This is a genomic window from Blastococcus sp. TF02-09 (assembly GCF_003319105.1).
Lineage (GTDB): Bacteria > Actinomycetota > Actinomycetes > Mycobacteriales > Geodermatophilaceae > Blastococcus.
Genome location: NZ_QOHH01000010.1, coordinates 90,020 through 116,290, shown reverse-complemented (window position 1 = coordinate 116,290; position 26,271 = coordinate 90,020). Strand labels below are relative to the sequence as shown.

Genomic DNA, 26,271 nt, shown 5'->3' with positions numbered 1-26,271 from the left:
CCGGCGTCAGGCCTGCTCCGCCGCCCACCACTCGCGCAGGGCCGCCTCGGCCTCGGCGCGGTCCAGCGGGCCGCGCTCGAGCCGCAGCTCCTTGAGGAAGCGCCACGCCCGGCCGACCTCCGGCCCCGGCGGCAGCCCGAGCAGCTCCATGATCGCGTTGCCGTCGAGGTCGGGGCGCACGCGCGCCAGGTCCTCGGACGCCTGGAGCTCGGCGATGCGGACCTCGAGCGAGTCGTAGGTGGCCGACAGCGCCGCCGCCCGGCGCCGGTTGCGGGTGGTGGAGTCCGAGCGCACGAGCTTGTGCAGCCGGGGGAGCAGGTCACCGGCATCGGTCACGTAGCGGCGCACCGCCGAGTCGGTCCACTCGCCCGAGCCGTAGCCGTGGAACCGCAGGTGCAGGAAGGTCAGCCGGGACACCGCCTCGACGACGTCCTTGGGGTACTTGAGGGCCATCAGCCGCTTGCGCACGAGCTTGGCGCCCACCACCTCGTGGTGGTGGAAGGAGACCCGCCCCCCGGCCTCGTGGCGCCGCGTCGCCGGCTTCCCGATGTCGTGCAGCAGGGCCGCCAGGCGCAGCACCAGGTCCGGCGACTGCGCTCCGTCCTCCCCCGCCCGCACCGCGGCCTTCTCCAGCGCGATGGCCTGGTCCAGCACGGTCAGCGAGTGGGTGTAGACGTCCTTGTGCTGGTGGTGCTCGTCGATCTCCATGCGCAGGGCTGACAGCTCCGGCAGGACGACGTCGGCCAGGCCGGTCGCCACGAACAGCTCCAGGGCGGCCCGCGGCGCGTCCTGGAGCAGCGTCTTGGACAGCTCCGCCTGCACCCGCTCGGCGGTGATCCGGCCCAGCTCGGCCGACATCGCCGTCATGGCCGCGACGACGTCGTCGTCCGGCGCGAGCCCCAGCTGCGCCACGAACCGGACCGCGCGGAGCATCCGCAGCGGGTCGTCGGCGAAGGACTCCTCGGCCGGGCCGGGGGTGCGCAGCCGCTTGCGGATCAGGTCGCCCAGGCCGCCGAAGGGATCGGTGACCGTGCGGTCGGGCCCGAGCGAGACCGCCATCGCGTTGAGGGTGAAGTCGCGGCGGGCCAGGTCGTCGACCAGGGAGTCGCCCCAGGCAACCTCGGGGTTGCGCGACTGCCGGTCGTAGCGGTCGGCGCGGTAGGTGGTGATCTCCAGCCGGGTGCCGCGGACGTCGGCCCCGACGGTCCCGAACTCGATGCCGGTGTTCCACGTGGAACCGGCCCACCCGCGCAGCACCTCGAGGGTCTGCTCCGGCCGGGCGTCGGTGGTCAGGTCGAGATCGCCGGGGATCCGCGGCGCGCCCGAGGCGCCGGCCAGCAGCGCGTCGCGCACCGATCCACCCACCAGGTGGATCTGGAAACCGGCCGCCGTGAAGCGCTCGCCCACCTCGACCAGCACCGGGGAGAGCTCGACCAGCGCGCGCACCGTCTCCTGCACGGCCGGGGGCACCGGCTCGGGACTCGGAGGACGCGCAGGCTCATCGGACACGACGAGTCAGGGTAGTGCCGCCGGTCGCGCTACCCTCCTGGCATGGCTGGGACCGGCGGACGAGCGCGCCCCGGCCGCCGGTTGCGTCGGGTCGACGAGACGTCCGCCGGGGGCCTGGTGGTCGCCGACGACGGCGTGCAGGGCCCCCGTGCCGCCCTCATCGGGCGCACCGATCGACGCGGCCGGCTGCTCTGGTCGCTGCCCAAGGGGCACATCGAGGCCGGCGAGACGCCCGAGGACACCGCGGTCCGCGAGGTCGCGGAGGAGACCGGCATCATCGGCGAGGTCGTGGCCCCGCTCGGCATCATCGACTTCTGGTTCGTCGCCGACGGGCGTCGCGTGCACAAGACCGTGCACCACTTCCTCCTCCGCGCCGTCGGCGGCGCGCTCTCCGACGCCGACGTCGAGGTGACCGAGGTGGCCTGGGTGCCGTTGGACGAGCTCAGCGGCCGGCTCGCCTACGCCGACGAACGTGCCCTCGTCGAGCGTGCGCCCGGGCTGCTGGCCGACACCGCGTGACCCGATCGGCCGCCGGTGGCGCCGGTGGCCGCCCCGCCGCCGCCGTCGCCCCCGCCCGGCGCGGCGCCCGGAGGGCGATGCTGCGCGCCGGCCTGCTCTCCGCCGTGCTGACGACCGCCGTGCCGCTCGCGCCGGCGTCGGCGGCACCCACCCCCGCGCAGCCGGCCCCGGCAGCCGCCCCCGCGGACGACGCCGGCGACGCCGAGCAGCCGGTGCGGATCGACGTGAGCCGGTTCGAGCCGCGCACCGTGACCCCGGGCTCGCTGATCACCGTCACGATGCGGCTGACCAACACCGGCACCGCGCCGATCGAGGAGCTCGCCGTGCGGCTGCAACGCGGCGACGCCCTGGCCGGCCGCGCGGCCCTGGCGGCCGAGGACGCGGACCCCGGCCCGGCCACCACCGTCGTGCTCCCCTTCCAGCCCCTGCCCGAGCCCCTGGCCCCGGGGGACGACGTCAACGTCACGTACACCGTCGACTCCGCCGAGCTGCGGCTGGATCGCGACGGCGTCTTCCCCGTGCTGCTCAACGTCAACGGCGTGGTCGACGGCGACACCCGCCGCGTCGGGGAGCTGTCCACCTACGTCGTCCAGCAGCCCCTGATCCCCACCGCGCGGACCGCCGTGGCGTGGCTGTGGCCGCTGACCGAGCGCACCCACCGCTCCGCCTCGGGCGAGTTCGCCGACGACGGGCTGGCCACCTCCGTGTCCGAGGAGGGCCGGCTCGACCGCGCGCTGGGCGTCATCGAGCGGTTGCGCGGCGGCGGCCCCGCACCCACCCTCCCGGTGACCCTGGCGATCGACCCGGCCCTGGTCGAGGAGCTGCAGCTCATGGCGGCCGGGCCGTACGAGGTGGCCGGTGAGCAGGGGACGGGCACCGACGCCGCGGCCGCCTTCCTGGAGCGGCTGCGCGCCGTCGCCGCCGTCCACCCCGTCGTCGCGCTGCCCTACGGCGACGTGGACGCCGACTCCCTCGACGCGGCGGGCCTGGGCGACGTCGTCACCCGCAGCCTGCCCGGCACGCCGGCCGGCACCGCGCAGGACCCCCCGGGGTCCCCGGTCGACACCCCGGCGGGGGAGACCGCCGCCCCGACGGACGGTGCCGACGCCCCGGCCGAGGACGTCCCCGCACCGGAGGACGGCGCCGGCGCCCGCATCCTCGCCGACGCCCTCGACGTCGAGCCGCGGACCGACGTCGCCTGGGCCCCCGGCGGCACGCTGCGGAGCTCGACCCTCGCCCGGCTCACCGAGGGCGGCATCGACCAGGTCGTGGTGGCCCCGGGCGCGCTGACCACCGGCGACTCCGCCGTCGGCCTGCAGGACCCCACCGCCGCCGCCCCGGTCACCCTGGGCACCGCCGGCGGGGCGGTCGACGCCCTGGTGGCCGACGCCCGGCTCAGCGACGTGGTCGCCGGCGCCGAGCAGGCCGAGGGCGGGCCGCGCATCGCGCAGCAGCGCTACCTGGCCGAGCTCGCCGTCCTCACCGCGCAGGCCCCGCCGGGCTCCGAGCAGACCGTGCTCGTCACCGCCCCCCGCGAGGTCGACGCCGGCCCGGACGGCGCCGGCGCGATGATGGCCGACACCGCGACGCTGCCCTGGCTGCGCGGCGCCGGCATGGACGCGCTGGCCGGCGGCCCGCGCACCGAAGACGGCGAGCTGCTCGAGCCGGCCGACCAGGTGCTCCTGACCGGGGAGGGGCTGGCCGACGTCAGTGCCGCCGTGGCCGCGCGCGACGACCTGGCCGGCGCCGTCGACGGGGACCCCGGCACGGCGCTGCAGGCCCTGGACGCCGCGACCGCCCGCGCCACGTCGGTGGCCTGGCGCGCGGACCCGGCCGGCTTCGAGGACGCCGCCGCCGACCTCGACGACGCCACGGACCGGCTGCGCGACCGCGTGACCCTGCTCGCCCCGGCCGACGGCACCTACACGCTGGCCTCCACCGACGCCCCCCTCGTGCTCACGGTGCGCAACGACCTGCCCTTCGCCGTGCGGGTGCTGCCCGAGGTGCGCGCCCGCAGCAACCGCGGGTTCTCCACCGGCGACATCGGCGTCCAGGTGCTGGCCCCCGGATCGCGGACGGTGCTGCAGGTGCCCACCTCGCTGCGGCAGTCCGGCGGCGTCGCGGTCACCGCCACCCTCGTGACGCCCGGCGGCGGCACGCTGGGCGAGCAGGTGGAGATGCAGGTGCGCAGCACCGCCTACGGGCCGATCTCGCTGATCATCACGATCGGCGCAGCGGCGCTGCTGGGGCTGCTGTTCCTCCGCCGGCTGGTGCACTTCCTGCGCCGCCGCCGGGCGCGCGCGACCGCCCCCGACGCCGGTGGGCCGCCCCTGGGCCCCGACGGCCTGCCCCTCCCGACCCCGACCCGGAGCCCGGTGTGAGCGCCGTCCCCGACGACGAGGAGCGGGAGACGCCCGTCGACCCCCGCCGGCTGCCCGTCGACCCGCCCCGACCCGCCCCTGGCCGGCCGCTGCCGCCGCCGCCCTACCGGGCCACGCCGCCGGAGGGCGCGCCGTTCGCCGCGCCCGAGGACGGCCGCCCTCCGCTCCCGCCGGTCCCGCCACCGGTCCGCCGTCGGGACGAGGCGGCCCCGCCCGCCCCCGACCGCGCCCGCCGTCCGTCGGCGCCGCGGCCCCTGCCGCCCCTGCCGCCGCTGCGCAACCGCTGGGTCCCCGCGGCGGACGAGACCCAGGTCTTCCCGATGCCGGTGCTGCCGCCGGTACCGAGGACGGTCGCCGACACCGACGACGACGTCGAGCAGCGCGAGGGCGCGCCCGGCGCCAGCCGCGGGATCCTGCGCGCGGCCGGGACCATGGCGGTGGCGACCCTGGTCTCCCGGATCACCGGCCTGCTGCGCACGATGGTGCTCGCCGCCGCGCTGGGCAGCGCCACGCTGGTCGGTGACGCCTACAACACCGCGAACACGCTGCCCAACATCGTCTACGAGCTGCTCCTCGGGGGTGTCCTCGCATCGGTGATCGTGCCGCTGCTGGTGCACGCCCAGGAGAGGGACGGCGACGGGGGCACGGCGTACGCCCAGCGGCTGGCCACGATCGCCGTCGCCGGGCTGGCCGTGGTCACGGTCCTCGCCATCCTGGCCGCGCCGCTGCTCACCGCCCTGTACGGCATCCAGGACGATCCCGGCCAGGTGCGGCTGGCCACCTGGCTGGCCCGCATCCTGCTGCTGGAGATCGTCTTCTACGGCATCGGAGCCCTGGCCCAGGCGATCCTCAACTCCCGCGACGTCTTCGGCCCGCCGGCGTGGGCGCCGGTGCTGAACAACGTCGTCGTGATCGCCACCGGGCTGCTGTTCATCGCCGCCTCCGGACCCGGCGACCTCACCCCCGTCACGATCACGGCCGGCCAGGTCTGGCTGCTGGGCATCGGCACCACGCTCGGCATCGCGGTGCAGGCGCTGGTCCTCCTCCCGCTGCTCCGCAAGGCCGGGGTGCCGCTGCGCCCCCGCTGGGGCCTGCGCGACACCGGCCTGCGCGAGGCGGGCAGCCTCGGGCTGTGGGTGATCGGCTACGTGGCGATCAGCCAGGTGGGCGTGGTGGCCGCCATGCGCATCGCCAACGCCTCCCTGCGCGAGGGCGGGCTCGGCTCGCTGGCCTTCGCCAACGCCAGCCTGCTGTTCCAGATGCCCTACGGGATCATCGGCGTCGCGCTGCTGACCGCGCTGGTGCCCCGGATGAGCCGGGCGGCCTCGCGGCACGACGTCCCCGGAGTGGTCTCGGACCTGTCGCTGGGCACCCGGCTCTCGGCGCTCGGCCTGCTCCCGGTCACCGCGCTGCTCGTCGTCCTCGGCCCGGACCTGGGCGTCGTCGCCTTCGCCCGCGGCAACACCTCGATCGACGAGGCCGAGGCGATCGGCACCGCGCTGGCGGTGGGCGCCTTCGGGCTGCTGCCCATGGCGGTCACCCTGCTGCAGCTGCGCGTCTTCTACGCGATGAAGGACGCCCGCACCCCGACGCTCATCCAGCTCGGGATGGTGACCGTCCGCGTGCCCCTGCTGCTGCTCGTGCCGGCGCTCGTCGAGCCCGAGCACGTCGTCGCCGGCCTGATGCTCGCCACCAGCGTCACCTACCTCGCGGGGTGGGTGCTCGGCGACGTCGCGCTGCGCCGGCGGCTGGGTGCGCTGGAGACCGGCACCACGCTGGTGCAGGTCGCCCGGGTGGCCGCGGTCTCGCTGGCCGCGGGCCTGCTGGGCCGGCTTGTCCTGATCGTGACCGACGACCTGCTCGGATCGTCCACCGCAGGGTCGCTCGGCCGGGTGCTGCTCGGTACCGTGGTCATCGGCGCCGCGGCTCTCGCAGGTCTCGTGGTCGCCCGCGTCCCGGAGATCCGCGAACCCCTGGCAGCCGTCAGGGCACGCGTCCGGCGCGGATGACCGGTCTCCCCGACGGGACGCGGCGCCCGCGCCGGTGCGGACGCACCGGCGGCCCGAGCAGGACAGGAGGTCGACAGTGTCGATGACGTCCACGGTCACCGGCCTCCCGGATCGCTACCGGCCACTGGACCAGGTGGGTCCCGACGAGGAGACCGAGACCGGCGTCATCCAGACCTGGCGGGCCAAGGACCGGATCCTCAACCGCGACGTCGCCGTCCGCGTGCACACCCCCGCCGGGCCCGCCGCGCACGCCTGGATCACCCGCGCGCTGACCGCCGGCGGCCTGGCCACCCCCGCGCTGGCGATGGTCTACGACGCCTCCGAGGGCAGCGTGGGCACCGAGGGGGAGGGCGGCACCACCGCCGGGGCCGCCTACGTCGTCAACGAGTGGATCGACGGCGAGACGCTGGCCGACCGGCTGGCCGACGGCCCGCTGCCCGAGCGCGAGGTGCGCACCGTCTTGCGCCGGCTCGCCGAGGGCGTCGCCGAGGCCCACCGCGTGGGGCTGGCGGTCGGCGGGCTGACGCCCGACAACGTCGTGCTGCGCCCCAACGGCCTCGTGGGCCTGCGCGGGGTGCCCGCGGCCAGCGGCAGCATCGACGGCGACGTCGCGGCCCTGGGCGCCCTGCTCGAGGTGTGCCTCACCGGCCTGCGCCCCGGCGAGACCGAGCCGCGGCCGCTGCACGGCCCCTCCGACCTGGTGGCGCTGGCCCGCCGGGCCCGCTCGACCGAGCCCGGCCACGCCCTGTCCAGCGTGGCCGCCATGGCCGCGATCCTCGCCGAGCGCCCGCGCAGCCGGCCCCAGGCCAACGCCAGTGCCCGGACCGAGGGCCGCACCGACCGGCCGCGCCCCGAGCGCCCGGCCGCCGACGGGCCCGGCACGGAGGAGCCCGTCCGCCTGGACCGCGACACCTTCCCGCCCGTCCCGCCCACCCGTCCCGGCGCCGTCCCCCCGGTCGCCGTCGGTGGCGACACGGTGAACGTGTCGACCGTCCTCCCCGCCGCCGACGACGGCGCGCACGGGCTGTCCGACGACCTCTACACCGGCCCCCCGACCGGCGCTACGGACGTCGACGACGACGACGACCGGGCCCGGCGCCACCGGCTGCTGGTCATCGCCCTGCCCCTGCTCGCGCTGCTCGTGGTGGTGGCGCTGGCCTGGTGGGTGGGCACCAGCCTGCTGTCGGTCGCGGGCTCGGTCGACGACGACTCCACGCCCTCGATCTCCGTGCCCAGCAGCAGCGCCTCCGCCCCCTCCTCGGAGGCCCCGGCGACGGCCGGTGCGGCCGTGCCGGTCCAGGGCGCCGAGATCTTCAACCCCGAGGGCGACGGCGAGCCGGAGAACGACGACGACGTGCCGCTCACCGTCGACGGCGACCCCGCCACCACCTGGTCGACGGTCACCTACCGCGGCTCACCGGCCTTCGGCAACCTCAAGCCCGGCGTCGGCATCGTGTACGACCTCGGCAGCTCCCAGCAGGTCGGCGGCGTCACCGTCGTCACCCCCACCCCGGGCGCCACCGTCGAGGTCCGGACGGCGGAGAGCTCCGCCGGCTCGCTGGACGGCTTCCAGGTCGCCTCCTCCGCGACGCTGGAGGGCACCACCGAGCTGGTGTTCGACCAGCCGGCGCAGGCCCGCTACGTGCTGCTCTGGGTCACCGGCCTGGTGGACGACAGCGACGGCTTCTCCGCCTCGATCGGCGAGGTCACCGTCCAGGCCGCGGGCTGACCTCCGCCGTCCCCGGACGGCGTCTCCGGAGGGGCCGGCCCGGAATAGGCCCCTTACGATGCCGGTTGTGCCGCCCGTGAGTGACTTCCCGACCCCTGGCCCCGCCGTGACGACGGAGGAGATCGTCGATCCGGTCATCCCGCCGGCCGAGCACGACGGCGTCCGCGATCTGATCATCATCGGGTCCGGCCCCGCCGGTTACACCGCCGCCACCTACGCGGCCCGGGCGAACCTGCACCCGCTCGTGTTCGAGGGCTCCCAGTTCGGTGGCGCCCTGATGACCACGACCGAGGTCGAGAACTTCCCCGGCTTCCCCGCCGGCATCCAGGGCCCGCAGCTCATGGACGACATGCGCACCCAGGCCGAGAAGTTCGGCGCCGAGCTGGTCCCCCGCGACGTCACCGAGGTCGACCTCACGGCCACCCCGAAGATCGTCAAGGTCGGCGACGAGGTGCACCGCGCGCACGCCGTGATCGTCGCGACCGGGTCGAAGTACCGGTACCTGGGCCTGGAGAACGAGCAGCGCCTGCTGGGCCGCGGCGTCTCCGCCTGTGCCACCTGCGACGGCTTCTTCTTCCGCGACCAGGACATCGCGGTCGTCGGTGGCGGTGACTCGGCGATGGAGGAGGCCACCTTCCTCACCCGCTTCGCCAAGAGCGTGACCGTCGTCCACCGGCGGGAGGAGCTGCGCGCCTCCAAGATCATGCAGAAGCGCGCGCAGGACAACGAGAAGATCCGCTGGGCCCTGGGCAAGCAGGTCACCGAGGTCCTCGGCGACAGCACCGTCTCCGCCGTCGAGCTCACCGACACCACGAGCGGGACCACCGAGACGCTGCCGGTCTCCGGCCTGTTCGTGGCCATCGGCCACGACCCGCGCACCGAGCTGTTCGTCGGCCAGCTCAAGCTGGACGACGAGGGGTACGTGCAGGTCGAGCACCCGACCACCCGCACCAACATCGACGGCGTCTTCGCCTGCGGCGACGTCGTCGACCACATCTACCGCCAGGCCATCACCTCGGCCGGTACCGGAGCGGCCGCGGCGATCGACGCCGAGCGCTGGCTCGCCGACACCTTCGACGAGCGCTGAACCCCCCGAGCAGGCATAGAACCACCGTCCCGCGGGTTCTCCCCGCAGGATTTCGAGCACGTGGACCAGAAGGAGAACGACCGATGGCAGGCAACACCGTGACGGTCACCGACACCAGCTTCGCCAGCGACGTGCTGGGCAGCGACAAGCCCGTGCTCGTCGACTTCTGGGCGGAGTGGTGCGGCCCCTGCAAGATGGTCGCCCCCGTCCTGGAGGAGATCGCCGCCGAGCACGGCGACAAGCTGACGATCGCCAAGCTGAACATCGACGAGAACCCACAGATCGCCCGCGACTACCAGGTCATGTCGATCCCGACGATGACGGTGTTCCAGGGCGGCAAGCCGGTGAAGAGCATCATCGGCGCCAAGCCCAAGGGCGCGATCCTGAACGACCTCGCCGACTACCTCTGACAGAGGACCCCGTCCTCCTCACCCCTCGCACGCTCGGGGTGAGCCTCTGGACGGGGCCCTGCGCACGGTGATCACGGGTCCACCTGCCCACCCGGGCAGGTGGACCCGTCGTCGTCCGGGGGACCCCCGCTGAGCCGGGAGCGGCACGGGGGAGAACAATCAGGACTCGATGGGAGCGAACAGCGGAATGCAGATCCTGGCGCTCGGGGATCGCGGAGCGGCCGTGGCGGACGTGCAGACCGCGCTCCGCAGTCTCGGCCTGCTCCCCGACCTCGACGGCACCGCCGAGTCGCGGCCACCGCAGGCCATGGCCACGTTGCCCGACGTCGCCCTGGACCAGTCGGTCTTCGACGAGGCCACCGAGCTGGCCGTCCGGCACTTCCAGCAGAACCGCGGCCTCTCGGTGGACGGGCGGGTCGGCGAGGAGACCTACCGGGCGCTCAACGAGGCGCGCTGGTCGCTGGGGGACCGGCTGCTCCGCTACGACCCCGAGCGCGCCGTCCGCGGGGACGACGTCATCAACCTGCAGGAGCGCCTGCACGAGCTCGGCTACGACGCCGGCCCGGTCGACGGCATCTTCGGCGCCGACACCGAGACCGGCCTGCGCGCCTTCCAGCGGGACTACGGCCTGACCTCCGACGGCACCTGCGGGCCGGCCACGTTGCGCGCGCTGCGCCAGCTGGGCCGCAAGGTCACCGGCGGGCGCCCCCAGCTGCTGCGGCAGAGCGCCTCCTTCGTCGACAGCGGCCCGCACCTGATCAGCCGGCGCATCGTCGTCGATCCCGGGCACGGCGGCAGCGACCCGGGGCACAGCTCGGGGGAGACCACCGAGGCCGACCTGGTGTTCGACCTGGCGTCCCGGATCGAGGGCCGGCTGGCCGCCGCCGGTGCCACCGTCTACCTCACCCGGGGCCGCAACCAGAACCCCTCGGCGGCCGAGCGCACCGCGTTCGCCAACGACGCCCGCGCCGACCTGTTCCTCTCCCTGCACGTGGACGCGCAGGCCTCCGAGCACGCCCGCGGGGTGGCCAGCTACTACTACGGCACCGGGTCGGGGGCGTCGTCCACGGTGGGCGAGCAGTTCGCCAACCTCGCCCGCCGCGAGGTGGTCGCCCGCACCGGCATGCTCGACCTCGACTCGCACGCCAAGACGTGGGACCTGCTGCGGCTGACCCGGATGCCGGCCGTGCGGCTGGACTGCGGCTACCTCTCGCACCCGGTCGACCGGCTGCTGCTGCTCGATGCCCGAGTGCGCGCCTCGATGGCCCACGGTGTGCTCGCCGCCGTCCAGCGGCTGTTCCTGCCCGCCGAGGCCGACCCGCCCACGGGCACCTTCGTCCTCCCCGCCTGACGGCCCCCCGCCGCTGGGATCAGGTGACCTGATCGTGGAGCGTCCTACCTCACGGTGCACGGTGAGGGAGGACGCTCCGCGGTGAGGGAGGACGTCGTCCCCTGCCGGATGTGACGGGCCGGTCCCCTCGGCGTCCGGAAAGTCCGTGGTGTCCGCGCCTAGACTCCCTGGGGTGGCCACTCTCCCGCCCGGCTCGTCGGCCGGTCCCGGACAGCAGGGCGCGCACCGCGGTGCGCCCCACCCCTCCCCGCGGCACCCGCGGCTGGACCCGCTGGCCGACCGCTACGCAGCACGCACGCACGGGATGAAGAGCTCGGAGATCCGGGCGCTGTTCTCCGTCGTGAGCCGGCCCGAGGTGGTCTCCCTGGCCGGTGGGATGCCCGCCGTCACCGCCCTGCCCCTGGACGCGGTGGGCTCGATGATCGGCGACCTCGTCTCCGGAATGGGCGCCCAGACGCTGCAGTACGGCTCCGGGCAGGGCGACCCGCGGCTGCGCGAGCGCATCTGCGACGTCATGGCCCTCGAGGGCATCACCGACGCCTCACCCAGCGAGGTCGTCGTCACGGTCGGCTCCCAGCAGGGGCTGGACCTGGTCACCCGCGTCTTCGTCGACCCCGGTGACGTCATCCTCGCCGAGGCGCCGTCCTACGTCGGTGCCCTGGGGGTGTTCCAGTCCGCCCAGGCGCGCGTCCGGCACGTCGCCATGGACGACGACGGCCTGATCCCCGAGGCGCTCGAAGAGGCGCTGGTCGAGTGCCGGGCCAACGGCGACCGGGTGAAGTTCCTGTACACGGTGCCGAACTTCCACAACCCGGCCGGCGTCACGCTGACCGAGCCGCGGCGCGAGGCGATCATCGCGCTGGCCGAGAAGTACGACCTGCTGGTCATCGAGGACAACCCCTACGGCCTGCTCGGCTTCGAGCACGAGCCCATGCGGGCGCTGCGGGCGCGGAACCCCGAGCGCGTCATCTACCTCGGCTCGTTCTCCAAGACGTTCTCCCCCGGCCTGCGCGTGGGCTGGGTCCTCGCCCCCCTCGCCGTCCGCGAGAAGCTCGTGCTGGCCACCGAGGCGCAGGTGCTCTGCCCGCCCTCGCTCACCCAGTACGCCGTCGCCCGGTACCTGGACACCCAGCCGTGGCGCGAGCAGATCAAGACCTTCGCCGAGCTCTACCGCGAGCGCCGGGACGCCTGCCTGGAGTCGCTCTCGGCCCTCATGCCCGCGGGCACGACATGGACCCGGCCCGACGGCGGCTTCTACGTGTGGCTGAAGCTGCCGCACGGCCTAGACGCCAAGCTCATGCAGCCCCGGGCGGTGAACGCACTGGTGGCCTACGTGCCCGGGATCGGCTTCTACGCCGACGGGAGCGGCCAGGAGTACATGCGGCTGTCCTACTGCTACCCCGAGCCCGACCAGATCCGCGAGGGCGTCCGCCGCCTGGCCCGCGTCGTCGAGGCCGAGCTGGACCTGCACAGCACCTTCGACGCCGTCGACACCGGCACCTTCCGGGCCGTCCGGCCGGGGCCGGAGACCACCGGCTCGGGCACCATCGTCGGCCCGGCCACCAGCAACGTCTACGAGGGGGGCCGATGACCGAGTCCGCAGCCGCACCGGCCCGCACGCCGGAGGAGGAGCACCCGTTGCGCGCCGTCGTCCTCGCCGGCGGCCTCACCTTCGAGCGCGAGGTCTCGCTGTCCTCGGGCACCCAGGTGGTCGAGGAGCTGAGCCGCGCCGGTCTGGACGCCGAGCTGCGCGACGCCGACGCCGAGCTGCTGCCCGGCCTCGCGGCCGCACCGGCCGACGCCGTCTTCATCGCCCTGCACGGCGCCACCGGTGAGGACGGCGCCCTGCGCGCGGTCCTCGACCTGGCCGGCCTCCCCTACGTGGGCTCGCCCGCGGCGGCCTGCCGGCTGGCGTGGGACAAGCCGGCCGCGAAGTCGGTGGTCCGCTCCGCGGGCCTCACGACGCCGGACTGGGTGGCGCTGCCGCACAGCACCTTCCGGGAGCTGGGCGCGGGCACCGTGCTGGACCTGATGGTCGCGCGGCTCGGCCTCCCCCTGATGGTCAAGCCGGCGTCCGGAGGCTCCGCGCTGGGCGTGCAGAAGATCAGCCGGGTGGAGGACCTCCCCGCCGCGATGGTCAGCTGCTTCGCCTACGGGGACACCGTCATGGTCGAGCGCTTCGTGGAGGGCGTGGAGGTGGCGCTCGCCGTCGTCGACCTCGGCGACGGCCCGCAGGCGCTGCCCGCCGTCGAGATCGCGCCCGAGTCCGGCGTCTTCGACTACACGTCCCGCTACACGCCCGGCCTCACCGAGTACCACGCGCCGGCCCGCATTCCCGACGACGTCGCCGCGCGCGCGGCCGCCCTCGCGGTGCGGGTGCACGAGGTGCTCGGTCTGGCCGACCTCTCGCGCACCGACGCGATGATCACCCCCGACGGCGAGATCCACTTCCTCGAGGTGAACGTCTCCCCGGGGCTCACCGAGACGTCGATGTTCCCGATGGCCGTCGAGGCCGCCGGTCACGACCTCGGGGACGTCATCGCGCAGCTGCTCGCCGGCCGGGCCGGTCGCGCGCGCTGAAGCCAGCCCGAACGCAGAATGCCCCCCATTGCGTCCGTGACGCAATGGGGGGCATTCTCCGTCCAGGGCCTGATCAGGGCTCCGCGCGGCGCCCGGTGATCTCCGGGGCCATGACGCCGATGATCCGCTGGAGGTCGTCGACCGAGCCGAACTCGACGACGATCTTCCCCTTGGACCGGCCGATCTGGATCTTGACCTTGGTCTCGAACCGGTCGGACAGCCGCGAGCCGAGCTCCTCGACACCGGGCGCGGAGATGTTGCGGGACCGGCGCTTGGCGGTGGGACGCTCCGCCGCCGCCATCGCGACGGCCTCCTCGGTGGCCCGCACCGACATGCCCTCGGCCACGATGCGGGTCGCCAGCGCGTCCTGCGCCTCGGGGTCGGGCAGACCCAGCAGCGCCCGCGCGTGGCCGGCCGAGATGACGCCGGCGGCCACCCGCGTCTGCACCTTCACCGGCAGCTTCATCAGCCGGATGGTGTTGGTGACCTGCGAGCGACTCCGGCCGATCTTGCTGGCCAGCTCCTCGTGGGTGGCGCCGAACTCCTCCAGCAGCTGCTGGTAGGCCGCGGCCTCCTCCAGCGGGTTGAGCTGCACCCGGTGGATGTTCTCCAGCAGGGCGTCGCGCAGCATCGCGTCGTCGGTGGTGTCCCGCACGATCGCCGGGACCGTGTCCAGCCCGGCCGCGCGGGCAGCCCGCAGCCTGCGCTCGCCCATGATGAGCTCGTAGGCGCCGTCCCCGTTCTCGCGGACGACGATGGGCTGGAGCAGCCCGAACTCCTTGACGCTGTGGCTGAGCTCCTCGAGCGCCTCGTCGTCGAAGACCTGCCGCGGCTGCTTCGGGTTGGGGACGACGTCCTCGACGGAGACCTCGCGCAGCTGCGCTCCGGGAACGCCGAGCGCACCGGCGCCGTCCTCCGTGGCGGGGGCCGCGACGACCACCGGACCGGCGGCGGTCGGAACCGCAGGGGCGGGCTCGTCGGTCTCCGAACCGGCGGGGGAGGGGACCAGGCTCACCGGCGACGGCGCAGGCGCGGACGACGCCTCGTCGGACGCCGGCCGGTCGACCTCCCCGGCGGTCCGGGCGGGAGCGGTCGGGGCGGGAGCGGCCTCCGGGGGCGGGCCCGTCGGGATGAGGGCGGCCAGTCCGCGACCCAGTCCACCGCGCTTGCTCATCGCTGCTCCTCGCTCACCGTCGCGCTCACTGGTGGTCCTGCGGGGGAGCCGCGTCGGCGACGGCGAACGTCGTCGCGGCACCCGGCGTGCTGGTGCGGTCGATCGGCGGCAGGTCCACGCCCCGCTGGGCCAGCTCGCGGGCGGCCTCGACGTAGCTGGTGGACCCGCGGGAGCCCGGGTCGTAGGTCAGCACCGACTGGCCGTAGCCCGGCGCCTCGGAGACCCGCACGTTGCGGGGGATCACCGCGTTGAGCACCACGTCGCCGAAGTGGTTGCGCACCTCGTCGGCGACCTGGTCGGCGAGCTTCGTCCGGCCGTCGTACATCGTCAGCAGGATGGTGCGGACGGCGATGCCCGGGTTGAGGTGCTGGCGGACCAGGTCGATGTTGTTGAGCAGCTGGCCGAGGCCCTCGAGCGCGTAGTACTCGCACTGGATGGGGATGAGCACCTCGTCGCCGGCCACCAGCGCGTTGAGCGTGAGCAGCCCCAGGGACGGCGGGCAGTCGATGAGCACGTAGTGCGGCCGGCGCTCCGGCGGGAGGGCGGCGATGTAGCCCTCGATCGCCCGCCGCAGCCGGTGCTCGCGGGCCACGACCGAGACGAGCTCGATCTCGGCGCCCGCCAGGTCGATGGTGGCCGGCACGCAGAGCAGGTGGGGGCTCGCCGTGGTCTGGTGCACCACCTCGGTGAGCGTGCTGTCGCCGACCAGGGCGTCGTAGATCGACGGCGTCCCCACCGTGTGGTCCACGCCGAGGGCCGTGCTGGCGTTGCCCTGCGGGTCGAGGTCGATGACCAGCGTCCGCATCCCGTAGAGGGCCAGCGCGACGCCGAGGTTCACGGTGGACGTCGTCTTGCCGACGCCGCCTTTCTGGTTGGCGATCGTGATGATGCGGATGCGCGCCGGAGCAGGGAAGGGATCCTGGTGGGCCGCGTGCAGGACACGGGTGGCGCGCAGCGCCTCCATCGCGATGGGGCTGTCGAAGTCCGCCATGCCGCTGGAGGCCGACTGGTCCGCTGCGAGACTGCTCCGCAGTCGCTCGCCCGGGTCGGTCATCGCAGTCCTTCCTGATGGCGTTTCACGTGGAACGGGTCGGGCAGCTGTACCTGTTCCACGTGGAACAGCGATGCGTCAGTGTCCCGCACGCGTCATGACCACCACGGTAGTGGCAGCCGCCCCCAGGGACGCACCGACCGCCCGTGGGTGGATGTCGCGCATTCCCGCCGCCTCGAGCTCGGGCACCAGCCCGGGCAGCTCCTCCAGCGCCTTGGCCCCGACGAGGGCGACCAGCTGGGCGCCCGGGCGCAGCAGCCCACGGCACCAGCCGACCAGCCGCGGGAGGGGTGCGACCGCCCGCGCGGTCACGACGTCCGCCGGGCCGACGGCGCCGGCCACCGACCGCTCCTCCGCCCGGCCGCGGACCACCCGCCAGGGGGTCCGCTGGACGCCGGCCAGCTCGGCCACCGCCTCCTGCAGGAACTCGACGCGGCGGGCCATCGGCTCCACCAGCGTCAGCGCCAGGTCCGGCCGCGCGAGGCCCAGGGGGATGCCGGGCAGACCGGCCCCGCTGCCGACGTCGACGACGTGCGCGCCGTCGGGCACCGCCTCGGCGACCGCCGCGCTGTTGAGCACGTGCCGCTCCCACAGCCGCGGGACCTCGCGGGGGCCGATCAGACCGCGCGTCACCCCGGCCGACGCCAGCCGGGCGACGAACTGCTCGGCCGCGGGCAGGGCATCGCCGAAGACCTCCGCCGCCACGCCCGGTGGCGGTGGGGCGGGCGGCGTCGGTGCGGTCGTGGTGGAGCTCACCGGTCGGGCAGGACCACGACGCGACGGTTCGGCTCCTCGCCCTCGGACTCGCTGTGCACCCCGGCGATCCCGGCGATCACGTCGTGGACGACCTTGCGCTCGAACGGGTTCATCGGGCTCAGCCGCTCCGGCTGACCGCTGCCGGACACCCGGCGGGCCGTCTCGCCGGCGAGGGCCGTGAGGTCCGAGCGGCGCTTGGCGCGGAAGCCGCCGATGTCGAGCATCAGCCGGCTGCGCACCCCGGTCGACTGCGCGACCGCGAGGCGGGTCAGCTCCTGGAGGGCCTCGAGCGTGGCGCCGCCCTGGCCGATCAGGTCGTCGAGGCGGCCACCCACGATGGCCACCGAGGCGCGGTCACCCTCGACGTCGAGGTCGATGTCGCCGTCCACGTCGAGGATGTCGAGGAGCCGCTCCAGGTAGTCACCGGCGACGTCCCCCTCCTGGACGAGGAGGGCCTCACCACGCGGCGCAGCGGCCCCGGGAGCCCCAGGGGTCCCGTCGGCCTCCAGGTCGGCCGCCTCGACGAGGGCGTCGTCGCTGGCGGCGTCGGCGTCGGGCAGCGCCGGCGTGCTGTCGGTGGTGTGCTGCTGCGGGGCACTCACGGAGATTCCTCCACTGTCGGTACGGCATCCGGGCTGGCCCGGTGGTCGATGGTCCGGACCGGAGTCCGGAGGCGCCGTCAACGGCGCTTGCGCTTGCCCCGGTTCGCCGGGCCCTGGCCGGCGCGGCTGGCGCCGCCACGGGGGCCGTTCTTCGCACCGTTGCCGGAGGCGCGGCTGTCGGGCTGGTCAGCGGGCGGCTCGGCGCCGTCGGACCCGAGGTCCACGGTGCTCTCCGGAGCGGCGGTCGCGGGACGGCCGCCCTTGGGGCGGACCGGCTTGGCGCCGGGCTTGGGAGCCAGCGTCCGCGGGTCGACGGCGGGCTTCTCGGCGGCGGCCTTGGCCTTGGCGGCCGCGGACCCGGGCGGGGGCATCTTGCGCAGGATGAAGAACTGCTGGCCGAAGGTCCAGGCGTTGTTCACGACCCAGTAGATGAGCACGCCGATGGGGAAGAAGAACCCTGTGACGAAAAGGCTCAGCGGCATGCCGTAGAGCAGCAGCTTCTGCACCATGGCGGCCTGGCCGTCCACCGGGCCGGAGCGCTTCATGATCTGCTTCTGCGTGAAGAACGTCGTGATGCACATCAGCGGGATCAGGACCAGCGCGACGGTCCGGATGCTGCCGTAGGTGACGCCGTCCAGCGCCAGGATCGCCTGCTCCTTGGCGCCGTCCATGTTGAACGACGAGGAGATCGGCGCACCGAACAGGTCGGCGCGGGCCGCCTGGTCGGTGAGCTCGTCCGACCAGCTGTACAGGCCGTCCTTGTCCGGGGCGAGCCGGCGCAGCACGTGGAAGAGCGCGATGAAGATCGGGATCTGCGGCAGGATCGGCAGGCAGCCGGCCAGCGGGTTGACCCCGCGCTCCTTCTGCAGCGCCATGATCGCCTGGCTCATGCCCTGGCGGTCGCTGCCGTACTGCTTGCGCAGCTTGGCGATCTCGGGCTGGAGCTCCTGCATCGCGCGCTGCGACTTCACCTGCTTGACGAACAGCGGGAAGAGCAGCAGCCGCACCGTGACGACCAGCAGCGCGATGGACAGCGCCCAGGTGAGACCGCCGGCCGGGTCGAGGACGGTGGAGAGCAGGTCGTGCCACCGGGCCATCACCCAGGCGATGGCGGTGTACAGCCAGTCAAGCAACGAAGGTCTCCTCGGTCGCCCGGCTCGGGGCCGGCGGGGTGGCACGTGCGGGATCGGGTGGGGCGACGGCCGGCACCGCAGTGCTCGACGCGCGGGCAGGCCCGCGGGTTCCGACGGCGTCCGGCACCGGGTCGACGCCGCCAGGGTGCCAGGGCGCGCACTTCAGGATCCGGCGCACCGCCAGCCAGCTGCCCCGGGCCGCGCCGTGCCGCTCGATCGCCTCGGCGGCGTACGCGCTGCAGGTCGGGTAGAAGCGGCACCGCGGCGGCAGCGCTGGGCTGATGGCCCGCGAGTAGAAGCCCACCGCTGCCAGCAGCGCCCGGCGCACCGGTGCCCGCCGGGTCATCGACCGGCCCGGCGGTCGAGCAGCCGGTCCAGGCCGCGACGCAGGTCCGAGCGCAGATCCGCCCAGTCCGCGGTGGCCGCCTCGGGGCGGGCACGCACGACCAGGTCGGCGGTGGCGGGCAGCCGGTCCAATTCTTCGCGGACGGCGGCACGCAGCCGCCGGGTCACGCGGTGACGGACGACGGAGTTGCCCACGGACTTCCCCACCACGAAACCGGCCCGGGCACCGGACGGCGTCATGGCGCGGGCCTCGGGGCCGCGCGCCGGCTCGCCGCCCGCATGCGCGGGCCGTTCGGGGAGGAGGTGCACCACCATGGTCGGCCGCCCGGCACGTCGGCCGGATCGGACGACGGTGGTGAACTCCGGGCGCCGGCGCAGGCGTGCCTGCGCGGGCAGCACGTCAGGCGGAGAGCTTCTCGCGGCCCTTGCGGCGGCGGCCGGTCAGGATGGCGCGGCCTGCACGGGTACGCATCCGCAGCCGGAAGCCGTGGGTCTTGGACCGGCGACGGTTGTTCGGCTGGAAGGTGCGCTTGCTCACGAGGTACTCCCACGATGACGTTCGGCGGTGCGCGCCCCCGGAGGGCGGACGCGCAGGGGGTGCCGGCACGGGCGGCGCGAACCGCACCCAACCGCACCCCGGAAGCTGGTGCTCCGCAGACGGACACGTCGCGCCAGCACCCGCGCGAACGGGCATGGCGGCGACAGCCGTCACGGACTCCGCACAGCATAGCCGAGGAAGCCGCACCGCCGGTGCCCGGGACCGGACCGGACTCGTCATGATGCCCCCGCCGCCTGCGTCCCCCCGCGGCGGCGCGCCGTCGCGACGCGCCCGGAACCGTGGACGCGTGATTGCCGGGCTGTGGACGGGGCTGTTAGCGTCGCCGTCGCCCCGCACCGGACGACAGGGTCACGGCGCGTGGGCCGACCCCCCGGTCTCCCGACCCCCGTAGCGCCCGTGGATCCCGACGACGGGGCGCTGACCAGCGAAGACGCTGGACAGACCCCGGTTGACTCATCGGGCCCCGGAGGCGACGGCACCGGTCGTGCACAGCCTGTGGACACTCGTGTGGAACACGAGCGTCCGCAGATGGTGCGGAGAACGGGGCGCGGATGCCCGGGAGCCGTCAGGCTGACGGGATCCGGCTCCCGGGGGAACCGGCCGCTCGGGGTTCGACGGCACGGGGAGGGACGAGCGCATGGCGGACGCCACGCTGGACCTGGCGACGGTCTGGGACCAGATCCGGGAGCGGCTGGCCACCAGCCTGTCGCCGCAGCAGAACGCCATGCTGAACCTCACCCGCCCGCTCGGGCTGGTCGAGGACACCGCCGTGCTCGCCGCGCCCAACGAGTTCACCCAGACCGTGCTGGAGTCCCGGATGCGCCGGGTGCTCGCCGAGGCGCTGTCCGAGCAGTTCGGCCGTGACATCCGGGTGGCCATCCAGCTGGAGGACGCACCCGAGGACCCGGCGCCGGAGCCTCCGGAGGAGGGGCCGACCCGGCGTCCCTGGTCGGCGGCGGAGGCCGCGCTCGAGGCCCGCCGCGCCGAGGAGGACCGGGCCACCCGTGACCGCGCCGACGACGGCCGGAGCGCCTTCGGTGTCCGCACCGACGCGGTCGGGTCCGCCCCCTGGGACCGCGACCCGGCCGAGGAGCGTGCGGCCCGCGCCGAATCGGACGTGCGCGAGCTGCGTCCGGTCGACCGCGGAGCGCCCGAGGACTGGGCCACCCCGGCCTGGGGCGGGGAACCGTCGGCCCGCGACTGGGGCGGAGCCGACGACGGCCGGTCCGCCGACGTGCTGCCCTTCGACGTCTCCGCTCCCGACGCCGACCAGCGCAGCGCGCGCTCCGGTTCCGGCCGGGGACGCCGTCCGGAGGCCAGCCGCCCGGCCGGCCTGGACCCGGGGCTGAACCCCAAGTACGTCTTCGACTCCTTCGTCATCGGCAACAGCAACCGGTTCGCCCACGCCGCGGCCGTCGCGGTCGCCGAGGCGCCGGCCCGCGCCTACAACCCGCTGTTCATCTACGGGGAGTCGGGGCTGGGCAAGACCCACCTGCTGCACGCGATCGGCCACTACGCCGCGCGGATGTTCCCCAACGTGAAGGTGCGCTACGTCAGCACCGAGGAGTTCACGAACGAGTTCATCAACCTGGTGCACTCCGGCCGGGCCGAGGACTTCCGCCGTCGCTACCGCGACATCGACTTCCTGCTGATCGACGACATCCAGTTCCTCGAGCGAGCCGAGCGCACGCAGGAGGAGTTCTTCCACACCTTCAACACGCTGCACAACGCCAGCAAGCAGATCGTCATCACCTCGGACCGGGCGCCGAAGAAGCTGACGACGCTGGAGGACCGGCTGCGGACGCGGTTCGAGTGGGGCCTCATCACCGACGTCCAGGCGCCCGACCTCGAGACCCGCATCGCGATCCTGCGCAAGAAGGCCTGGGGCGAGCGGCTGCAGGTGCCCGACCAGGTGCTGGAGTTCATCGCCAGCAAGGTGCAGACCAACATCCGCGAGCTCGAGGGCGCGCTGATCCGGGTGACGGCGTTCGCCTCGCTCAACAAGCAGCAGGTCGACCTGCCGCTGGCCGAGCTGGTGCTCAAGGACCTGATCAGCGACGAGCAGGGCCCGCAGATCACCGCGGCGATCATCATGGCGGCCACCGCGGAGTACTTCTCCGTGACGATGGAGGAGCTGCAGGGCTCCAACCGGAGCCGCACGCTGGTCAACGCCCGCCAGATCGCGATGTACCTGTGCCGCGAGCTGACCGAGCTCTCGCTGCCGCGCATCGGGGCGTCCTTCGGCGGCAAGGACCACACCACGGTCATGCACGCGGTCAAGAAGATCACCAACCTGATGAGCGAGCGCCGGGCTACCTACACCCAGGTCACCGAGCTCACCGCCCGCATCAAGAGCCGCGCCCGCCAGTAGCGGCGGACCTCCGGGCCCCGCTGCTGGCTCGACCTCGCGGGGTGGCAGCGAGGCGCGCGGTCGACGGCGAGGGTCACTGTCACACCGCGAGGTCGAGGTCGTCCGGCGTGCCAGGTTGCGCGGCTGCCCGCTGACCGTCGTGACCGGGTCGACATGTCGCTGTCCACAGTTGTGCGCAACCCCGTGGACAGCGGAACCCCAGGTCCGACGCGTCCGAGGCCGGTCATCCACCGACCATCCGGTCGACTCGTCGAGAAGTTGTCCCCAGGAATGTGCACAGGTTGGGGAGATCCGTCCCGGTGCCGGTCCGGGATGCCCGACCGGCCTCGGCCGCCTCCACCGGCGGGCACGGCCGTTCCAGGGCTCGTACGCCTCTGACCTACACTTTCGTCCGTCGCCCGGACAACCGCAGGAGCGACGCCGTCGACCGGGCCGGCCGCCGTGCACACGGCATGGGGACGAGCAGGGGGCAACCAGGGGAGTGGACGTGGACGAACGGCGGTCACTGTGCACGGCGGTCGAGTTGTCCACGTGTCGACAACAGAGCGGCGGTGACCACCCACAGCGGGCCAACAGCCCTGCTGCGCAGCTGACCTGCCGAAAGGGGCCCGGTCCCCAGCTTCCACACGTGTGATGACGAGGATGAGGGAGTTCTACCGAGAATTTCTCGAACCACATTCAGGGTGGGGACGCTCCGCTGGGCAGGGCCAGGGAGCGCATCAGCAGCCAGAACCAGCAGTCGCAGAGAGCACCCGACAGGGGACAGGGTTTCCCCCGGAGGCACCCGAGCAGGCACGATGAGCACCGCACCGGCGCAGGACGCTCGACGCCCCGCAGCCGGGCGCACCGTGGACGCAGAAGAGATCGGGTGGATGGACAGATGAAGTTCCGGGTGGCACGAGAGGTGCTCGCCGACACCGTGGCGTGGACGGCCCGCAGCCTGCCGCCGCGCCCGTCGGTCCCCGTCCTCGCCGGCATCCTGCTCGAGGTCGACGGCAGCCAGCTGTCGGTGTCCGGCTTCGACTACGAGGTGTCCGCGCGGGCCGAGGCCGACGTGCAGTCCAGCGAGAGCGGCCGCGTCCTGGTCCCGGGCCGGCTGCTCGCCGAGATCACCCGCGCCCTGCCGCCGCACCCGGTGGAGCTCACCGCCGACGGCCCGCGGCTGGCCATCACCTGCGGCAACGCGCGGTTCAGCCTCCCCACGCTGCCCGTCGAGGACTACCCGTCGCTGCCGCACATGCCGTCGTCGGCCGGCGTGGTGGACAGCGACGTCTTCGCCGAGGCCGTGAGCCAGGTGGCCGTGGCCGCCGGCCGCGACGACACCCTCCCGATGCTCACCGGCGTCCGGCTGGAGATCGAGGGCGACCAGGTCACCCTCGCCGCCACCGACCGGTACCGCCTGGCGGTCCGCGAGTTCGCCTGGCGCCCGGACACCTCGGGCCTGTCCGCGGCCGTCCTCGTGCCGGCCCGCACCCTGGCCGACGCCGCCAAGACGCTGACCAGCGGACCGGAGATCACCGTCTCGCTGTCCTCGGGCAGCTCCGGCGAGGGCATCCTGGGCCTGTCCGGCAAGGACCGGCAGACCACGACCCGGCTGCTGGACGCCGAGTTCGTCAAGTACCGCGCGATCATGCCCAACGAGTCGGCCGCCAGCGCCACGCTCCCGGTCGGCCTGTTCACCGACGCGGCCAAGCGCGTGGCCCTGGTCGCCGAGCGGGGCACCCCGCTGCGCTGCGAGTTCACCCCGGGCCAGGTCACCCTGCGCGCCGGCGGCACGGACGACGAGGGCCAGGCCGAGGAGCGCTGCGACGTCGAGTTCGACGGCGACCCGCTGACCATCGGCTTCAACCCGACGTTCCTGCTCGACGGCCTCGCGGCGGTGCACACCGAGCGGGCGCGGATGGACTTCACCAGCCCGCTCAAGCCCGCGGTCCTCTCCGGCGTCTACGAGCCCGCCGAGGGCGACGACGCACCGGCTCCGCGGCCGGGCAGCTACCGGTACCTGATCATGCCGGTGCGCCTTCCCGGCTGATGCGGGGCACGATGGGCAGGACAACCGGACGTCGCGAAGAGGGGAAGCCGTCGTGCAGCTGGGGCTGATCGGGCTGGGCAAGATGGGCGGCAACATGGCCGAGCGGATCCGCCGCGCCGGTCACGAGGTCGTCGGGTACGACCACTCGCCGGGCAAGCGGGACGTCGACAGCCTGCCGGCGCTGGTGGAGGCGCTGTCAGCACCTCGCGTGGTGTGGGTGATGGTGCCCTCGGGCGAGCCGACCCGGGCGACGGTCAAGGAGCTCGCCGGGCTGCTCGAGCCCGGCGACGTCATCGTCGACGGCGGCAACTCCAAGTACACCGACGACCAGGTGCACGACGTGATGTGCCGCGAGAAGGGCATCGGCTACGTCGACGCCGGCGTCTCCGGCGGCGTGTGGGGCCTGGAGAACGGCTACGCCCTCATGGTGGGCGGCACCGCCGAGGACGTCGCCAAGGTCCAGCCGTTCTTCGACGCGCTCAAGCCGCCCTCGCCCACCGACGAGTCCGGCCAGCCCATCGGGGGCGACGCCGGCTTCGTGCACGCCGGGCCCGTCGGCGCCGGCCACTTCAGCAAGATGGTGCACAACGGCATCGAGTACGCCCTCATGCAGGCCTACGGCGAGGGCTACGAGCTGCTCGAGGCCGTCGACCTCATCGAGGACGTGCCCGGCGTCATCAAGTCGTGGACCCAGGGGACGGTCATCCGCTCCTGGCTGCTGGACCTGCTGGTGCGCGCCCTGGACGAGGACCCCGCGCTGGAGAAGGTGCGCGGCTACGCCGAGGACTCTGGTGAGGGCCGGTGGACCGTCGAGCAGGCGATCGAGAACGCCGTCCCCATGCCGACGATCGCGGCCTCGCTGTTCGCCCGCTTCTCCTCGCGCCAGGACGACTCGCCGACCATGAAGGCGGTGGCCGCGCTGCGCAACCAGTTCGGCGGGCACGCCGTCCGCGCGGTGCAGCGGTCCGAGGCCGAGCGCCCCGCCTGAGCCGAGGACATGTACGTCCGGCACCTCCAGGTCAGGTCCTTCCGCAGCTGGGAACGGGTGGACCTCGCCCTGTCCCCGGGGCCGACCGTCTTCGTCGGGCGCAACGGTGAGGGCAAGACCAACCTCGTCGAGGCGGTCGGCTACCTGGCGACCATGAGCAGCCACCGCGTCTCGGCCGACGCCCCGCTGGTCCGGCACGGGGACGCGCAGGCCATCGTGCGGGCGGCGCTGCGCCGCGGGGACCGGGAGCTGCTGGTCGAGATCGAGATCAACCCGGGCCGGGCCAACCGGGTGCGGGTCAACCGCGCGCCGCTGCAGCGGCCGCGGGACCTGCTGGGCATGGTGCGCACGGTGCTGTTCGCGCCCGAGGACCTCGCCCTGGTGCGGGGCGACCCGACCGAGCGGCGGCGGTTCCTCGACGAGCTGCTCGTCACCCGCACCCCGCGGCTGGCCGGCGTGCGCGCGGACTACGACCGCGTCCTCAAGCAGCGCAACGCCCTGCTCAAGACCGCACGCCTGGCCCGGGGCAGGGCCATCGAGACGCTCGACGTCTGGGACGGGCACCTCACCGACCTGGGCGGCCAGCTCCTCGCCGCCCGGCTGGGCCTCGTGGCCGACCTCGCGCCGCAGCTCGCGGACTCCTACGCCCGCGTGGCCGGCGCCGGTGCGGCACCGGCCGGGCTGGGCTACTCCTCGACCGTGCCCCTGGCCGGCTCCGGCGCCGCGCTCCCGCCCGACGGCGTCCTCCCGACGGCCGCCGAGCTGACCGCCGCGATGCGCGAGCGGGTCGTCGAACGCCGGGGCGACGAGCTCGACCGCGGCATGACGCTGGTCGGCCCGCACCGCGACGACCTGGTCATCCACCTCGGCCCTGCCCCGGCGAAGGGCTTCGCGAGCCACGGGGAGTCCTGGTCCCTGGCCCTCGGGCTCAGGCTCGCGACCTTCGCGCTGCTGCGGGCCGACGGCGAGGACCCGATCCTGGTGCTGGACGACGTCTTCGCCACCCTGGACGCCGAACGGCGCGCGGCGCTCGCGGAGGTGGCACGCTCGGCGGAGCAGACGCTGATCACCGCCGCCGTGCTCGACGACGTGCCGCCGGAGCTCCGTGGCGGCCGGGTCGAGGTCGGCGGCGGATCGGCGCGGGTGCTCGACCCCGGGGAGGTGGCATGACCGACGACCGGCCGGCGCGGCCCAGCGACATCGCCCGCGCCGCGCTCGAGGCGGCGCGGGCCGCCTCCGCCGCCCGTCCGCGGCCGACCCGTCGCCGCATCGCCGGGCCGCGGCGCACCTGGAGCGGGCCCGGCCCGGGCGCCGACGACCCGCAGCCGCTGGGCCGGCTGGTCGACTCGCTGGTCGCCTCCCAGGACTGGTCCGAGCGCACCCGCACCGGCGCGGTGTTCGGCCGGTGGGAGAGCCTCGTCGGGCCGGAGATCGCCGCCCACTGCACACCGCAGACGCTCACCGAGGGCGAGCTGCTGGTCGTCGCGGAGTCCACGGCCTGGGCCACCCAGCTGCGCCTGCTGGCACCGAGCATCCTGGGCAAGCTGCGCGCCGGGGTCGGCGGGGACGTCGTGACCCGGTTGCGCGTTGTGGGACCGACGGCCCCCAGCTGGAAGAAGGGTCCGCGCTCCGTGCGGGGCCGGGGGCCCCGCGACACGTACGGATAGCCCGCACCACGACGGAAG

Annotated in this window: 23 protein-coding genes; 14 read left to right on the top strand and 9 right to left on the bottom strand. The window is 74.3% G+C overall.

The genetic code is table 11. The features are described from left to right. Positions 1-6: 6 nt before the first annotated feature. Entirely contained in the window at positions 7-1,470 is a 1,464-nt protein-coding gene (locus DQ239_RS15495) for a CCA tRNA nucleotidyltransferase (protein WP_113835314.1), read from the bottom strand. An 81-nt stretch (positions 1,471-1,551) separates the two neighbouring features. Here DQ239_RS15495 and DQ239_RS15490 point away from each other — a divergent pair, with 81 nt between their 5' ends. The 9 genes from DQ239_RS15490 (at position 1,552) to DQ239_RS15450 (ending at position 13,575) form a co-directional block, all read left to right on the top strand. After that, complete coding sequence (locus DQ239_RS15490; RefSeq protein ID WP_113835313.1) at positions 1,552-2,028, top strand: NUDIX hydrolase; 477 nt, start codon at positions 1,552-1,554, stop codon at positions 2,026-2,028. Further along, positions 2,025-4,409, top strand: a complete 2,385-nt coding sequence (locus DQ239_RS15485) for a DUF6049 family protein (protein ID WP_113835312.1) — start codon at positions 2,025-2,027, stop codon at positions 4,407-4,409. The genes DQ239_RS15490 and DQ239_RS15485 overlap by 4 nt, the downstream gene beginning before the upstream one ends. After that, positions 4,406-6,418 carry a murein biosynthesis integral membrane protein MurJ gene (gene murJ, locus DQ239_RS15480; RefSeq protein WP_233489318.1) on the top strand — a complete coding sequence of 671 codons (2,013 nt, stop codon included), beginning with the start codon at positions 4,406-4,408 and terminating at the stop codon, positions 6,416-6,418. The genes DQ239_RS15485 and murJ overlap by 4 nt, the downstream gene beginning before the upstream one ends. A gap of 82 nt (positions 6,419-6,500) precedes the next feature. Then, positions 6,501-8,147 (top strand): protein kinase family protein, encoded by a 1,647-nt coding sequence (locus DQ239_RS15475; RefSeq protein WP_113835379.1) that lies wholly within the window; start codon positions 6,501-6,503, stop codon positions 8,145-8,147. Positions 8,148-8,253: 106 nt separating this feature from the next. Next, the gene (gene trxB, locus DQ239_RS15470) at positions 8,254-9,234 is read left to right on the top strand and encodes a thioredoxin-disulfide reductase (protein WP_113835311.1); all 981 of its coding nucleotides are present in this window, start codon (positions 8,254-8,256) and stop codon (positions 9,232-9,234) included. 83 nt (positions 9,235-9,317) lie between these two features. Continuing rightward, on the top strand, positions 9,318-9,644 hold the full coding sequence (trxA, locus tag DQ239_RS15465) for a thioredoxin (protein ID WP_097182926.1): 327 nt from the start codon (positions 9,318-9,320) through the stop codon (positions 9,642-9,644). A gap of 223 nt (positions 9,645-9,867) precedes the next feature. Further along, positions 9,868-10,995, top strand: a complete 1,128-nt coding sequence (locus tag DQ239_RS15460) for an N-acetylmuramoyl-L-alanine amidase (protein ID WP_233489312.1) — start codon at positions 9,868-9,870, stop codon at positions 10,993-10,995. A 172-nt stretch (positions 10,996-11,167) separates the two neighbouring features. Then, positions 11,168-12,586 carry a PLP-dependent aminotransferase family protein gene (locus tag DQ239_RS15455; RefSeq protein WP_233489310.1) on the top strand — a complete coding sequence of 473 codons (1,419 nt, stop codon included), beginning with the start codon at positions 11,168-11,170 and terminating at the stop codon, positions 12,584-12,586. Then, complete coding sequence (locus tag DQ239_RS15450; RefSeq protein WP_113835309.1) at positions 12,583-13,575, top strand: D-alanine--D-alanine ligase; 993 nt, start codon at positions 12,583-12,585, stop codon at positions 13,573-13,575. The genes DQ239_RS15455 and DQ239_RS15450 overlap by 4 nt, the downstream gene beginning before the upstream one ends. 73 nt (positions 13,576-13,648) lie before the next feature. Here DQ239_RS15450 and DQ239_RS15445 read toward each other — a convergent pair whose 3' ends face one another. From DQ239_RS15445 to rpmH, 8 genes are all read right to left on the bottom strand, one after another. Further along, positions 13,649-14,749 (bottom strand): ParB/RepB/Spo0J family partition protein, encoded by a 1,101-nt coding sequence (locus tag DQ239_RS15445; protein WP_113835308.1) that lies wholly within the window; start codon positions 14,747-14,749, stop codon positions 13,649-13,651. A 25-nt stretch (positions 14,750-14,774) separates the two neighbouring features. Next, positions 14,775-15,803 carry a ParA family protein gene (locus DQ239_RS15440; protein WP_348519333.1) on the bottom strand — a complete coding sequence of 343 codons (1,029 nt, stop codon included), beginning with the start codon at positions 15,801-15,803 and terminating at the stop codon, positions 14,775-14,777. A 75-nt stretch (positions 15,804-15,878) separates the two neighbouring features. Beyond that, positions 15,879-16,556 (bottom strand): 16S rRNA (guanine(527)-N(7))-methyltransferase RsmG, encoded by a 678-nt coding sequence (rsmG, locus tag DQ239_RS15435; RefSeq protein ID WP_113835307.1) that lies wholly within the window; start codon positions 16,554-16,556, stop codon positions 15,879-15,881. Then, positions 16,553-17,158 carry a protein jag gene (locus DQ239_RS15430; protein WP_113835306.1) on the bottom strand — a complete coding sequence of 202 codons (606 nt, stop codon included), beginning with the start codon at positions 17,156-17,158 and terminating at the stop codon, positions 16,553-16,555. The genes rsmG and DQ239_RS15430 overlap by 4 nt, the downstream gene beginning before the upstream one ends. A 77-nt stretch (positions 17,159-17,235) precedes the next feature. After that, the gene (gene yidC, locus DQ239_RS15425) at positions 17,236-18,291 is read right to left on the bottom strand and encodes a membrane protein insertase YidC (protein ID WP_113835305.1); all 1,056 of its coding nucleotides are present in this window, start codon (positions 18,289-18,291) and stop codon (positions 17,236-17,238) included. Then, positions 18,284-18,637: a membrane protein insertion efficiency factor YidD gene (gene yidD, locus DQ239_RS21360; protein WP_113835304.1), complete on the bottom strand. Its 354-nt coding sequence runs from the start codon at positions 18,635-18,637 to the stop codon at positions 18,284-18,286. The genes yidC and yidD overlap by 8 nt, the downstream gene beginning before the upstream one ends. Further along, the gene (rnpA, locus tag DQ239_RS15415; protein ID WP_113835303.1) at positions 18,634-19,035 is read right to left on the bottom strand and encodes a ribonuclease P protein component; all 402 of its coding nucleotides are present in this window, start codon (positions 19,033-19,035) and stop codon (positions 18,634-18,636) included. Before rnpA ends, yidD begins: the two co-directional genes overlap by 4 nt. Position 19,036: 1 nt before the next feature. Next, positions 19,037-19,174 (bottom strand): 50S ribosomal protein L34, encoded by a 138-nt coding sequence (gene rpmH / locus DQ239_RS15410; RefSeq protein WP_091368159.1) that lies wholly within the window; start codon positions 19,172-19,174, stop codon positions 19,037-19,039. A 658-nt stretch (positions 19,175-19,832) separates the two neighbouring features. Here rpmH and dnaA point away from each other — a divergent pair. The 5 genes from dnaA (at position 19,833) to DQ239_RS15385 (ending at position 26,253) form a co-directional block, all read left to right on the top strand. After that, on the top strand, positions 19,833-21,566 hold the full coding sequence (gene dnaA / locus DQ239_RS15405) for a chromosomal replication initiator protein DnaA (protein WP_147252137.1): 1,734 nt from the start codon (positions 19,833-19,835) through the stop codon (positions 21,564-21,566). Positions 21,567-22,446: 880 nt separating this feature from the next. Further along, positions 22,447-23,598, top strand: a complete 1,152-nt coding sequence (gene dnaN, locus DQ239_RS15400) for a DNA polymerase III subunit beta (protein WP_113835302.1) — start codon at positions 22,447-22,449, stop codon at positions 23,596-23,598. 52 nt (positions 23,599-23,650) lie between these two features. Next, the gene (gnd, locus tag DQ239_RS15395; RefSeq protein WP_113835301.1) at positions 23,651-24,586 is read left to right on the top strand and encodes a phosphogluconate dehydrogenase (NAD(+)-dependent, decarboxylating); all 936 of its coding nucleotides are present in this window, start codon (positions 23,651-23,653) and stop codon (positions 24,584-24,586) included. A 9-nt stretch (positions 24,587-24,595) separates the two neighbouring features. Further along, complete coding sequence (recF, locus tag DQ239_RS15390; protein WP_113835300.1) at positions 24,596-25,756, top strand: DNA replication/repair protein RecF; 1,161 nt, start codon at positions 24,596-24,598, stop codon at positions 25,754-25,756. Continuing rightward, positions 25,753-26,253, top strand: coding sequence for a DciA family protein (locus DQ239_RS15385; RefSeq protein ID WP_113835299.1), 501 nt, complete (start codon positions 25,753-25,755; stop codon positions 26,251-26,253). Before recF ends, DQ239_RS15385 begins: the two co-directional genes overlap by 4 nt. Positions 26,254-26,271 lie beyond the last annotated feature (18 nt).